Genomic DNA, 14,432 nt, shown 5'->3' with positions numbered 1-14,432 from the left:
TGTAAGGGGTATAATATAGAGATCAACGAAGAGGAGGATGACAAAAATGAGCGATTTGTTCAAAAAGGCGATCTCGTTAGGGCTTGGTCTTACTGTCGTAAGCAAAGAAAAAATTGAGAAAACCGTGGATGATTTGGTCAAGCGCGGGGAACTTGCGCCCGGTGAATCCAAAGCTTTGGTTGAACGTCTGCTGGAACGGGGCGATGAAGAGCAAGGCCAGTTCAAGAGAGTGATTCAAGAACAGGTCAAGCGTGTGCTTCAGGAAGCTGGTGTGGCATCCGAAAGTGATGTAACCAGTCTGGAACAGCGCGTTGCCGTTCTGGAGAAAAAACTTGCCGAACTGGGCCACTCACCACAGCTTCAACCTGATGAATCCCCAGCTCCACTTGAAGTTCCTCCTCCTCTCAAAGGAAACGAGATCAAGTAGATGGCAGTGCGAATCAAACATGTCGGCAGATACCGTGAAATTGCCATGGCGCTAGTGCGTCATGGCTTCGGTTATATGGTCGAGGAGCTGGGCTTGTTCCAGCTGCTCGCTCTGCCCAGACGGTGGATGTCGCGTGAAGCACACACCACCAAAACGCTGAGTGAACGTATTAGGCTTGTGCTGCAGGAGCTGGGGCCAGCTTTCGTTAAGCTGGGGCAACTCGCAAGCACAAGGGCAGATCTGTTGCCTGAGTCTGTCATTCGTGAGCTGGTGAAGTTACAGGATCAGGTCCCGCCGTTCTCTTCCGAGACGGCACGGGGTATTTTGGAACAGGAATTGGATACACCGCTGGAGGAGATCTTTTCCCGGTTCGAGGATACCCCTGTAGCTGCGGCCAGCATTGGACAGGTGCATCTGGGCAAACTTCAAAGCGGTGAATCGGTAGCCATCAAGATTCAGCGTCCCGGTATATCGCGTATTGTGCAACGTGACCTGGATATTTTGCGTGAGCTGACAGCCATGGCTGAGAAGCGCTGGGACTGGGTGAAGCAATATCAGATTCCGCAAATGGTCGAAGAATACGCTCAGGCGTTGATGGCCGAGCTGGATTATACAGTCGAAGGCCGCAATACGGAAAAGATTGCACAGCAGTACCAACAGGACAACAAGGCGAAAATCCCGGCAATTTACTGGGATCAGACTTCGTCCCGTGTGCTTACTATGGAGTATATCGAAGGTATCAAGCTCAATGATCGTGAAGAACTGGTCAGACGCGGCCATGATCTGAATAACATTGCCGAGCGGCTGGTGGATTCATTATTGAATCAGATCTTTATCCAGGGATTCTTTCACGCTGACCCACATCCGGGCAATCTAATGGTATTGAAGGATGGACGTCTTGCCTTTATAGACTTCGGTATGGTGGGCAGTCTGAGTGATGAGATGAAACAACAGCTCGCTTCACTTATTATTGGGTTAATGCGCAAAGATACGGACAGTATGATCCGGGCGATTGAAAAATTGGGCATGATGCCAGATGACATGGACCTGCGTGGTCTTCATGTGGATTTGGACAAGTTACGTAGCAAATATTACGATATTCCCTTTTCCAAGATTAGTGTGGGTCAGGCGTTGAATGATTTATTCGGCGTAGCCCAGAGGCACCGGGTTGTCATGCCTGCCGATATTCTGCTGCTCGGTAAATCGTTGCTAACGATGGAAGGTGTAATTGAACATCTCGATCCTTCCCTGAGCATTGTAGATATGGCCGAGCCTTTTGGGCGGAAGCTGATCAAGGAACGTTTTAGCGCTGGAAGAATCAAGAATCGCTTGTTCCGCAGTGCGGCCGATATGGCCGAGAGTGTCATTGGTCTGCCAGGGCAGTTAAGGCAATTATCATCCATTATTAGCAAAGGCAAGCTGAGGCTGGAGATTAGTGTCCCTGAACTCGATGCACTCATGCGCAGAATGGACCAGATCAGCAATCGGCTGTCTTTCAGTATTGTGTTACTTGCCTTCTGTATCATTATGGTGGGCTTGATTATCGGTTCGTCGATCAGTCATCAGTCCACGATGCTGTGGGATATTCCGGTCATTGAGATTGGTTTCCTGGTGGCGATTCTGATGGTGGCTTTCCTGCTCTATTCGATATTCAAATCGGGAAGGTTCTAGCAACAGCATTACATCACAAGAATACCCGTAAAGAGACTTTCTTCAAAGGATCTTTGCGGGTTATTTTTTGTGAATAGAGAATTGGTGAGTAAATTATAGAAAGATTAAGATAATAGAAGAAAAGGTTCTGTTTTTTCGTCTTAACTGTATTAGTACATATCCGGTCCTGTGACTATAATAATAGGTCAGTACATTAACGGACCCGGTTTTTCTGAGAGGGGAAAACCTATGGGCGTCAGGATCAGCTCCTGATGTCGCACGAGTAAGACAACTGAGGCAGTAATGGAACACCAGCGGTACACACTGGAACGGAAAAGACATGAGTGCATATTAACCCGTCAAGGCTATATGGATGGTAAATAATGATGCAACTCAGGGATGAGCATAGGTGAATGACGCGGAGAGGAATCCGTTGTTTTGTGCTGTCCTGGGTAGTTGGTTAGTGTGAACGGCTTCCGTTACTCATCAGCAGGATTGTCCATTATAAGGAATACACGTAGGAGGAACGGCAAGAACATATGAATACTTTAAAACAACAATGGTTTGGCAACATTCGCGGAGACGTGCTGGCAGGCATTACGGTAGCGCTGGCGTTAATTCCGGAAGCCATTGCGTTCTCCATCATTGCAGGTGTTGATCCGATGGTCGGATTATACGCTTCGATTACGATTGCGATTGTGATCTCGATTGCTGGTGGAAGACCAGGCATGATCTCGGCGGCAACAGGTGCCATGGCGGTACTGATGGTTGGACTCGTCAAGGATTATGGCGTGGAATATCTTTTTGCGGCGACGATTTTGACGGGCATTATCCAGTTTCTACTGGGCATATTTAAGGTTGGACGGTTTATTACGTTTGTGCCTCATTCGGTACTGACCGGATTCGTTAACGCACTGGCTATACTCATCTTTATGGCGCAGTTAACCCACTTCACGGGAGCGAACTGGATTATGTATGCGATGGTAGCGGGCACGCTGGCGATCGTTTATATTTTGCCACGGTTTTTCAAAGGCATTCCAGCTCCACTGATTGCAATCGTCGTGATGACGATTATTACCGTGGTGTTCCATCTGGACGTAAGAACGGTAGGAAACATGGGAAATATAACGAGCACTCTGCCGATGTTCCATTTGCCAAATATTGCGTGGACTTGGGACACGCTGATGATTCTGTTGCCTTATTCATTCACCATGGCACTGGTTGGATTGCTGGAATCTCTGCTGACGGCAACCATCGTGGATGAGATGACCGAGACCAAGAGCAGCAAGAACCGTGAAGTACGTGGTCAGGGTATTGCGAATTTCGTGAACGGTTTGTTTGGCGGCATGGGCGGTTGTGCGATGATTGGGCAGTCGGTCATTAATGTGAAGTCTGGCGGACGTGGAAGATTATCTACGTTTACTGCGGGTGCGTTTCTCGCGATCCTGTTGTTGCTGTTTAGCGGTGTGGTGAAACAGGTACCGATGGGGGCACTCGTTGGTGTGATGTTTATGGTGTGTATCGGAACATTCGACTGGAGTTCTATCAAAAATATAACTCGCGTGCCGCGCGCGGAAGCCTTTGTCATGATCGTGACGGTGGCAATTGTGGTCTATACTCACGATCTGTCGATCGGGGTTATGGTCGGCGTTGTGCTCAGTGTGCTGCATTTTGGCTGGAAACAGACCAAGATTCGCGTACAGGCGAGCCAAGAGCAAGGGCAGAAAGTTTATCGGGTTCACGGACCATTCTTCTTTGGCTCTTCGTCCCGCTTTGTAGATGAGTTCGATGCAGAGGCCGATCCGAAGGAAATCACGATTGATTTCGGAGGGTCACATATCTGGGATAACACTGCGGTTGTGGCTATCGGCAAATTGAAGTTCAAATACGCGAAGCTAGGCAAAACCGTGCACCTGCGCGGGTTAAACGAGGAGAGCACTCGTATTCTTGAACGGAGTGGGTTTGCTACAGCTGGAGGGCACGGTTCGTAACTTGGTTGCAACGAAGGTTGTTGTCCAAAGGTGCAATGTCTGACTATAGTTACGCGGACAAGGTGAAAAATGAACGGTTTAGTAAATCTGGAATTAAGGATCTAAACAAGGAATAAAGTTATGAAGGCTACTGTCCTAAAGTAGTGTTGAGCAGACATGCGACAGCCCTATGTAGTAGATAACATAAAAATATACTTCTTATCAGCGGCGCACTTTTTCCCAATGTAAGTCTGGGAGAGGGCGTCGTTGTTTTTTTTTATTAGAGTGTGTGGTGTGTACAGTGAAGAAGAGAACAGAAAAAGAACGAAGAAGAAGTAGTAGTAGTTCTAATGGTGGTAGTGGTAGTTCTAGTAGAAGTTGTAGTTGTAGTTGTAGTTGTAGTAGCAGTTGTAGTAGTAGTTCTAGTAGAAGTATAGGTAGTGCTTGTTGTTGTTCCTAGTTCTAGTATTTGTAGTTGGTGTTCTGGTTCTAGTATATGTTGTTATTGCTGTAGGTGATGTTACTGTGTTGATGCTTGTGTCCTTCCCTATGTGTAAATTCTAACGAACTTAGCACGTCTTATATGGGGTTATTTCATGTTTTCGTTATTCTAACGAATCTTAGACATCTTATTTTGCTGATTCCACCTATACTGATGTCGTTTCGCGGGTATTTCCGAGTAATTAAGTGACTGGAGTTCGTTAGAAAATCCAAACGGCTTTAATTGGCGTAATAGGGTGCCCTGGATTCGTTAGAATCAGTGGTACGTGGGAGGTTCAGCGTTAGAGCTATTTTTGAACCACGAGAAATCTTGAATCTTGATCTCAATGTACGGAGTTATGTGAGGTACTCTTTCAATTCCTGAAACTTTTGCAAAATAGCTTCCTTTTGATCTGTTTCAGAATATCCTGTACAACAATTTATAGAATCATAGCAGCTATCTCAATCTCAACGAAATCTCTAAACTATCCAAGGATTATGAACATAACGATCCAATACATCTTTCTCAAGGAGCGCCATCAGACACTGTAGCCCGCATAACCTCCGCCTGACCATGTGCAGTTCAATCCTCAACCCCATTCTACAGAGTCAGGGTCATACTTCGAGCTAGCGCTTTAGCTTACTCCACTCATCATCATTCTCAGAGGGGCTCCTATAGTTACTCTCAAAACCAACCTCACACACTCTCTCATAACCGTCCTCAAACTCACTTGGTCGATACAAGTTACGCTGATCTTGGGGTTTTGTGCTACAAGTTGGGGGTGTAACGCTGTATCCCCTTTTGTTTTGCTTGACTAACGTGTAAACTACAGGGTATGGAGAAGAAGAGCAACGAGTGGATTGCTTTTTAAAAAATTCATTTCATAATCATGATTGATATAAGGAAAACTAGTCTTGATGGCAGATACTGATACTAAGGTCATTATGAAATGGACTTATCTAAATGAATATACAGAGGTGTAACGATTGGCAAACTTTGAACAACTGGGCATTCGCCCGGAATGGTGCGAGATCCTGAAACATCAGGGCATCGCCGTGCCGACTCCGGTACAGGAGCGTTCGATTCCGGTACTGTTGGGTGGACGCGATATTATCGCTGAGGCACAGACAGGGACAGGGAAAACGCTGGCATTTTTGCTGCCGATTATTCAGAAAATTAACGTATCCGACCGTTCTCCGCAAGCGCTGATTATCGCGCCTACGCGTGAGCTTGCGCTGCAAATTACGGAAGAAGCGAAGAAGCTCACGGCAAATGACGATAAACTGCACGTGCTTGCCGTATACGGTGGGCAGGATGTGGATAAACAACTGCGTAAATTGCAGAACGGTACCCAGATCGTTATTGGTACACCGGGTCGTCTGCTGGATCACCTGCGCCGTGGCACGTTGAAGCTGGATAATGTGAAAAAACTGGTGCTGGATGAAGCCGACCAAATGTTGCACATGGGCTTCCTGGACGATGTGGAGACGATTCTTAGCGAGCTACCACATAAACGTCAGACAATGCTGTTCTCAGCAACGATGCCTAAGGGCATTCGTAACCTGGCGAAGACCTACATGAAAGATCCGGAAGATGTAAAAGTATCTTCCCAATCTGTTATCCCGATCAAACAAATTCGCCAGCAAGTGCTGGAATGTACGGATCGTGGTAAATTAGAAGCGCTTCGCGGCATGATTGATACGTATCGCCCATACTTGGCGATTATTTTCTGTCGTACCAAGCGTCGTGCATCCAAGCTGAACCAAGATCTGCGTGAAGCAGGTTATGCAAGTGATGAACTTCATGGAGATCTGTCCCAATCCAAGCGTGAGAACGTAATGAAAGCGTTCCGCGATGCCAAACTGCAAGTGCTGGTTGCTACAGATGTAGCTGCACGTGGACTTGATGTTGAAGGCGTTACGCATGTATTTAACTACGATATGCCGCATGATGCGGAAAGTTATATCCACCGGATTGGTCGTACGGGCCGTGCAGGCGGTACAGGTCTTGCTGTAACGTTTGCAACAGAGCACGACAGACCGGAACTTGCACGTATTGAACAAGGTATTGACCAAAAGCTGTCCCGTATCCAGTGGACAAGCGAAGGTCCAATTGCTTCAACTGGAGCAGCTAGACGTTCCATCAACAGTCAAGGGGATGACGAACGTTCAGGCGGACGCTCTTCCGGAACTGGCAGTGCCCGTCGCGGTGCAGGCCGTAACGATCGCAGAGATGGCGGACGTGGGGGGCGTGGTTCCCGCGGCGGCGAAGGTGGCCGCAGTGAAGGCGGACGCAGTGGTGGTCGTAGCGGTGGCCGCAGCAGCGACAGCAGTCGTGGTGCAGCGGGTCAAGGTGGACGCGGTGCGGGTCGCAGTGGCGACGAGCGCAGCGCAGGTCGTGGTTCCGCGCGTAGCAGCGACAGCAGTCGCGGAGCAGCGGGCCAAGGCGGCCGCGCAGCTAGCAGCGGCTGGGCTGGCCGTAGTGCCGACAAGCGCACCTCCGGGCGCAGCAGCGAAGGCTCTCGCCGTCCGGAATCCGCAGGACGCGGACCGGCGAAGGGCGACCGTCGCGATTCTCGTCGCGGACGGTAAAGCCTTGGCGCAAGCGGCGATATAGCCGCAATTGCGCAGGCACCATGCCATGCCACAGGGTTTGGCATGGCACATATGAGAGGGTTCGGGTACAGATGTACCGAACCTTCAGATCAAGGGTCGCGACGGAACCACGTCGCGGCCCTTTTTCACCAGGACAGATGCTCATTTCCGCTTATTCTTTTTGTCATCTTCGAGTGCCTGTTGGCGCGCCTGCTTGATCCATGGAAGATGCCATTTAGATATTCCTCATCTAGTTTTTCTTTCTGTCCGTGTACTTCGCATAGCACGTGGCAGACTGCCATAAAATTCAAAACACCTCATCCTAGACCTAAGGATGGGGTGTTTTTGGATTAATTCTTATATCATTAGAAGCATAACCTTCGATCTGTGGTGCTGACGCGCATGCAGGGATGGATGAAATTGCATTCGTCTATATACAGGGAGTGAGTTTGCACTAAACTACGTTTTTCTTTCTCAATATATCATCCCTACAGCTGAACATCTGCATATTGATCCCGATATTTCTCGTTATAAACCCGACCTACCGACTCTGCCAATCCCCCTCGTGCCTTGCTCGGATAGCGTTCAATCGTGTGATAAAGTCTCATGAAGCGATCCTTGGGCATAAAGCGGGCGTAGCGGGTAATAAGACTAGGGAATAACTCAATATATTTGCTCTTGCGCACGGCAGCAGCAGCTACGGCTGTAAGTATCTGAATTCCATTGTGGAGCTGTAAAATGTTCACTTCATAGGTCGCGATATAACGAATCGCATCTTCACGGATCAAATCCGGCTTAAGCCGAGCAATCTCACCAATATATTCAGCCAGCAGCCGCTCGAAGCTGCGTAAGAGCAAGGGCTTGAGCTGCAGATCCATATCACTGCGTAGGACAAAGGATTGTAACAGCGCAACCTGTTGCAGTCGAATCCGGTCATTGTAGACGAGTGAGCCGATCTCGCGGAGCATCTCATAGGCAAGTGCTTCATCCTGCTTTCGAGCTTCGGCGACCAGAGCCCAGTTGCGGTTAATACCCTGGCGGATGAGTTCCTCATCCTGTTGCAACGTGCGCTTCAACTCGCGCTGCTGCTCTACCTCGAACGAACGTTTCTGCATGAAGATGAGTAAGGCCAGAAGCAGCAGGGAAACGCTGGCTGCCGCCATGGTCTGATCTATGGTTTCACCAAAATAGGTGGCAGCAGCACCGAACAATATGGTAATGAACAGGTCGCGTGCAATGCGGCGTTTTACACGGGAAGTTGCCTTCGCTTGAACGGAATTGAGGGTACCCCGGCCACAGGCCGTGCACTCCTCTTCCCACAGGCAGGTGTACTGTCCACAACGTGAGCAGACTTGCAACTTTTCATAGGCATAGGTCGTTCGATGAAATGGTCTTATGGATACAACTAGTTTAGTACTCATGCTTAATCACGCTCACCATTCAGAATAGTGTAGAGGGTACGATCCGTGTCTTCGCGGGAAATTGGTTTCCTCCGATGAAGCTGGAGTGCAATTACCTTTATGATGACAAAAAGAAACAATATGGCGAGGCATCCGTATGTAACCATAATCCGTTCCCTTCTATGGCTTGGTGAACAAGCGTTGTTATATTGCAGTTTGCTGGCAATAACTATATCATATTTCCATAGTTGGTACTTTTGTGCCAGTTCAAGGCATGAAATCGTCGATTTTTGTCAGTCATTACAAAACTGTAACTCAAGATAGGGGTGCTTTTCAGAATTTGTTAGTAGACTGTTAAGATTTCCTTAAGGCTTGACGCCTATAATAAACTATTCCCATTTTAATCTCAAACGTGAAGGAGTACATCCAATGCTGCGGACACGCAAAATACGCTGGCTTAGTGGAACGATGGTTCTGCTGACAATTCTAACGCTACTGTTACCTCAAGCGTTGCTGCCACAAGCTGCAGCGGCTCAGGCACAGACAAGCGGAATCGATGCGGTACTTGTAGCCGATGTAAGTAACTCAATGAATACAAGTGACCGTGACAAGATCAGTAATGAAGCCATGAAAATGTTTATTGATATGCTGCCCGTCCAGGGGGACAAGGTAGGGATTGTCGCTTATACCGATCAGGTGGAGCGGGAAAAGGCTATGCTGGAGATTCAGTCCGATGCGGACAAGAGCAGCCTGAAGGATTTTATTGATCAGCTTGGCCGGGGGCCATATACCGATGTCTCAGTTGGTGTCGCCGAAGCCGTCAACATACTGAATCATGGTGCAGACCCAGCCCACTCGCCAATGATCGTGCTACTGGCGGATGGCAACAATGACTTTAACAAAACCAAAGGCCGTACACAGGCACAATCTGATGCTGACCTGGCAAAAGCCGTGAAGGAAGCACAGGATCAGGGTATTCCGGTGTATACGATTGGATTGAACGCCGATGGCAAGCTGAACAAGAATGCACTTGCAGATCTGGCTCAGCAGACTGGAGGTAAATCATTCATTACCGATACGCCGGATGATCTGCCACAGATTCTGAGTGAAATCTTCGCCGATCATGCCAAACTGAATGTGGTGAAGCTGCCCTCTGTAACGGGAAACGGCAGTTATCAGGAAGTTACCGTGAATGTACCGAATGACAGTGTATTGGAAGCAAACATTTCGATCATGTCTTCGAAGCCGGTGGAAGTGCAATTGACGGACCCTTCCGGACAAGCTGTGGACCTGAAATCGGACGCAGCCAAGCTCTCGACGTCGAAGAGTTATTCACTCGTGAAGCTGTTGAAACCCCAAGAAGGTGACTGGAAACTTCGGGTAAAAGGGGCTCCGAAAGACAGCATCGATATCAACCTGTTGTTCAACTATGATCTTCAGCTCGTTGTGGACCCAATTAAGACCAAGTCCTATACCAAAGGGGACAAGGTAGATCTTGCAGCCAAACTGGAGAATGGCGGTCAGCCACTTCAGGATAATGATCTGTATACAGATATGAAGGCGACGCTGGTGGTGAAAGATGTAGATACAGGCAAAAGTGAAGAACAACCGCTGGAAAACACAGGTTCTGGTTTTGCCGGAACGTTTGAAGTACCGGACAATCATAACTATGAATTAGTCATCCGTGCGGAAGAAGACAGCTTCTACCGTGAAAGTGAGCCAATCACGATCAACGCGAGTGGATCAGCCGGAAGTGGATCTCAACCAACAACGTCAGGCGGTGAACAGGACAAGCCGTTTCCTTGGTTGCCTGTCATCCTGGGTGTTATAGCCCTGATCGTGGTTGGTGTTGGTGCCTGGTTCCTGATGGGCTGGCTGAAACGCAAAAACCGGGGATTTGTAGGTCAGATGGTTGTGGAGATTCGTGATGAGAACACGGGAGACAAGTCTTATCCGCAATATAAAAAGCTGGTATCCTTCCGGGGCAGATTCCATCTACATCAGTTGTTGCAACTGGACCCTGAGCTGAAGGAAACCGAAAAATATGTATTTACGCCCAGCAATGGGGATCGAATTATAATCCGTAACACCGCAGGCGGTACGTTGGAGAAATCCGGTCGTGCAGTCGATGCAAGCTCAGGCGTTGAACTGAAGAACGGTGACCGACTGAGCATCCCGCTGCAACAGGCGGACAAAACGATTTTGATCGAGTATTTGGTGTGAAGGATTATAGCTAAATGAATGTAAGCTATATAAGTTGAACTAATCCATTTACACGAGAACGCAGAGGACAGAAAAAAGCTGGAGAAGCGAAAGCGTTCGCCTAAAAGCTTTCTGAAAGAAAGCTACATCGGAAGCATACGCTATCCCCAGATTTTCACCGTTGAAAAAGAGAATCAAAAAATCTGGGGATAACAGCGATCGGAAGGTTGTTCTGTCAACGGAGTGGCAAGTGTAAATATTCTTTAGTTTAATTATATAGATTGAAGCATACGTGCGTTAATCTAAGGAGGACATGGAATGAAACCGATTGTTAGAGAACATATTCAGCAACTGGATGTATCACTTGGCGGAGGTATTGTCAGTGAGAAGATCAGAGTTGATACGATTGATAATCCCATTCTGATTATTGGTCTGGGAGGAACGGGAATTGATGCGTTGCTGCGTCTCAAATATCAAATCAACCGTCGTTTCAAGCTGCCACAGGACCCGGTATCCAAGAAAAAAATGGACAAGCCGGACAATGTGGAGTTTCTGGCTTTTGAGACAAACGAACAGGATCGTGCCAAAAAGTATAAAGGGATCGGACTTGATCCGATCAATGAATTCGTATTGCTGTCCAATGCCGAAATTGGCGGACTTCTACAGAACCGTAGCGTGCTTGAACCGTATATTACGGACTGGCTGTCTCCCGAACTGAGCATTACGGACGGCATGAACGGCGCCGCAGGGGTGCGTCAGGCTGGACGTCTGCTCCTGTTCACCAAGATTAATCAGGTCGTACAGGCTATCGACAAAAAGATCAAAACCTTATCCGTAGGCACCAACAAAAAACTGATGGTGTTCCTGCTGACAGGTCTGTCCGGCGGTACAGGCAGCGGCTGTTTCCTCGATATTTCCTATATCGTGCGCGGCATTATCGAACGTGATCACGGCTCTGCCGGGATTGACCGCGTGAATACGCTGGGATATCTGTTCACGCCAGATGTGAACCTGTCCAACAAAAGCTTGAGTGAACACACTCGTGAATACATTCGTAAAAACGGATATGCTGCGCTCAAAGAGCTGGATTACTGGATGAACGTGGATAGCCGCGGTGAGCGGTTTACACAGAAGTACGGCAATATTTTAACCGTGAACTCACCACTGCCTCCATTTAACCTGTGTCATCTAATCTCTGCTACGAATACCGAAGGCAAATTGCTGGAGAACGCCTACGATTACTGCATGAACGTCACGGCCGAGAACATTACCAACTTCATGGCAAGTGAGGAGAAGCAGTCGGGTGAGGAGTTTGCGATCCATGACTATATCAGCAACATTCGCACCAACATTGCACAGATGAACAAGGTGTACCCGGCTAACTATGATTACAACATCATCGGTGCATCTTCGGCTGTCCTGCCGATTGAAGAGATGACCACTTATCTGGCGTATCGCATGTTCGATAAAATGAACACCATGTTCTCCAAAGCACCAAACCAGGAGGATACCGAGAAGTTTGCCCGCAAGCTGGGTATTGATCTCGAAAGTGTGGTCAAGTCCTTTGAAGCGCGCGTGCCAGAGCCACTGCCTGGGTATCAGAACAGTGAGCGTTTATCCTATGGCAACGTGGTGAAATCACAGGTTGTGAATATGGACACCGAACTGGAACAGAACTTCCTGGCTCGTGCCCGTGAAGAATATATCAAGGCGAAGAAACAACTGCCAGGCGAGATTGCCGGTCAGTTCACCGAACAGATCCGGCGTATGTTTTTGCATCCCGAACAAGGTCCGTTCTATGTCTCCCGTCTGATTTATACGGAAAAAGGTTTCTGTGTACTGAAGATGATTCAGTCGTACATCGAAACGTTGCGTGAGAATGCCTTCCGCATTCCACGTGATATTGAAGCAGCTCAGGAGCAGTCCGAAGAGAAACTGGGCGATGCGAAGAGTGCTTTTGTCTCCAAAGAGAAGAAAAAGAATGCTTATATTGAAGCAAAAATTCATGAGTACTGGCTGCACGCCGACGTGGAACGCAACGATCAGATGATCGAGTTCTATGAAGATCTGTATGAGTTGCTGAACCAAGAGAACAGCCGCATTTATAACGTATTTACCGAAACGCTGAACGCCCTTAGCTCGATATTCGCCAAGAACGGTGATCTGCTGACACGCGGCGAGGAACAAGCCGATCACAAAGGCAACAAAACATATTACTGGAACGTTGTGAGTGTACCGGATATCGTCAGTGTGGTGGACGGGCTGTTGGATAAACGTGATACAGATGATCTGATCCGTGACTTCTCTCGTGAATTGCTAGAAAACTCCAGCCAGTGGGTGAAAGAAAACGAGATTGATATCGTCAGCTCCATCTCCGACTTCCTGAGTGAGAAATTCGGTGATCTGATTACCCGTTCCATGGAAGATTTCCTGGTGATCAAATATGGTCAGGATGAGTCAGTCGAGAAATTCGTGGAACGTTTCATTGCTGGCAAGTTGGATGATGAGGCGGTTCCGGTGTTCAATCTGAGCAACAGTACAGGCAGTCTGCATTTCCCTTCATGGGGATTTGTATCGGTACCGGCACAGGCGCCAGGCATCTTGAAAGGGATTCGCAATTATCAGAACAATGCGGTAGGCAAATCTCATTTTACCGTTAAGGAAAGTGAAGTGCGTAACCGGATATTCTGGCTGAACACCCGCAACGGGGTACCACTCTTTGTGTATACACCGCTCAAAGTATATGAGGAAAGTTATGAACGTACCATTTTGGACAAAGAAGGCATTGGTCGTCACTTGGTGCAAACGGAGAAAAACAACTGGACCTATCTGCCGTCTCCGATTCCGGAGAAATCATGGGGAGATGTGTACGAGAACGCCCGCGTGAAGCAGTATAACGCCCGTGTGCGTAACGAATTTGAGCAGGCGCTTGGATACAACATTGTGACAGCCAAATCCATTGATGAGAATACAAGCAATCGGTATGCGATTGTGACAACAGAAGCGTTTGATCTGTCTGCCAAACTGGGAGCCTACGACATGCGTCTGACGTCCACCACGCCGAACCTCGGCGAAGTGAAGCGGGCCGTGATCGAGCTGAAGCGTCTGCAAACCGAAGGGTTGCCGCGTGTAGGCGTTAAGGATATTTTCGGAAGTATTAATGAAGATATGGCCAAAGAAAACCTGGTACGCTCTCCGCAGCTGATCGCACGTGTCCGTGAGGAACTGGCAAAGATGAATGCCATCTCGGCCAAAGTTGCCGAACTCGAAGGCATTCTTGCCCAGTACCAGGACGAAGAGCAGTGGTATGACCGCTTCATCGAAGCGTTATATACTGACACCATCGTCAAAAAAGGTGCCCTCTACGTCTATGACCGTGACCCGGAAGAAGACGCATGGGAGCCGTTCGCAAACTTGATGAAGAGCCGTAACTTTGCCGAGTATGAAGTGTTTGGCAACTTCCGCGGTCTGGCGGAGAAGGATCGCAGTACATTGCTGCGCAAAGCCTCCCGCCGCGATAACGATCTTACAGCTTCTGAGGATATCACCCCACTGCTGACAAAGCTGGATGATCTGGCTGCGCTGTTTATGGAATCGCGCGATCGTCTCGAATACGAGCGGGTAGAACTGGCTAACGGAGAAGACATCTATCAGTTCTACAGAACAATGTCGTCCAAGCTGAACGACATTCGCAGAAGGCTGAAGTAA

At 48.3% G+C, this 14,432-nt stretch carries 7 protein-coding genes; 6 read left to right on the top strand and 1 reads right to left on the bottom strand.

The window, feature by feature from the left end; genetic code table 11:
- Window positions 1–46 precede the first annotated feature (46 nt).
- The 4 genes from MHI52_RS28830 to MHI52_RS28815 all read left to right on the top strand — a co-directional run bounded on the left by MHI52_RS28830 (window position 47) and on the right by MHI52_RS28815 (window position 7,119).
- Entirely contained in the window at window positions 47–427 is a 381-nt protein-coding gene (locus tag MHI52_RS28830) for a phasin family protein (RefSeq protein WP_405158073.1), read from the top strand.
- Window positions 428–2,098: an ABC1 kinase family protein gene (locus MHI52_RS28825; RefSeq protein ID WP_405158072.1), complete on the top strand. Its 1,671-nt coding sequence runs from the start codon at window positions 428–430 to the stop codon at window positions 2,096–2,098.
- 518 nt (window positions 2,099–2,616) lie between these two features.
- Window positions 2,617–4,068, top strand: coding sequence for a SulP family inorganic anion transporter (locus MHI52_RS28820; RefSeq protein ID WP_405158071.1), 1,452 nt, complete (start codon window positions 2,617–2,619; stop codon window positions 4,066–4,068).
- Window positions 4,069–5,514: 1,446 nt separating this feature from the next.
- Entirely contained in the window at window positions 5,515–7,119 is a 1,605-nt protein-coding gene (locus MHI52_RS28815; RefSeq protein ID WP_047840771.1) for a DEAD/DEAH box helicase, read from the top strand.
- Window positions 7,120–7,610: 491 nt separating this feature from the next.
- Here MHI52_RS28815 and MHI52_RS28810 read toward each other — a convergent pair whose 3' ends face one another.
- On the bottom strand, window positions 7,611–8,543 hold the full coding sequence (locus MHI52_RS28810; protein WP_340907305.1) for a hypothetical protein: 933 nt from the start codon (window positions 8,541–8,543) through the stop codon (window positions 7,611–7,613).
- A gap of 408 nt (window positions 8,544–8,951) precedes the next feature.
- On the opposite strand from MHI52_RS28810, the gene MHI52_RS28805 reads away from it, so the two are divergent.
- Together MHI52_RS28805 and MHI52_RS28800 are read left to right on the top strand one after the other, a co-directional pair.
- On the top strand, window positions 8,952–10,745 hold the full coding sequence (locus tag MHI52_RS28805) for a VWA domain-containing protein (protein ID WP_340984048.1): 1,794 nt from the start codon (window positions 8,952–8,954) through the stop codon (window positions 10,743–10,745).
- A gap of 297 nt (window positions 10,746–11,042) precedes the next feature.
- On the top strand, window positions 11,043–14,432 hold the full coding sequence (locus MHI52_RS28800) for a tubulin-like doman-containing protein (RefSeq protein WP_076253675.1): 3,390 nt from the start codon (window positions 11,043–11,045) through the stop codon (window positions 14,430–14,432).

It is taken from the genome of Paenibacillus sp. FSL H8-0283 (genome assembly GCF_045040675.1).
GTDB classification, from domain to species: domain Bacteria; phylum Bacillota; class Bacilli; order Paenibacillales; family Paenibacillaceae; genus Paenibacillus; species Paenibacillus amylolyticus.
This window is presented reverse-complemented; position numbering and strand designations above follow the sequence as displayed.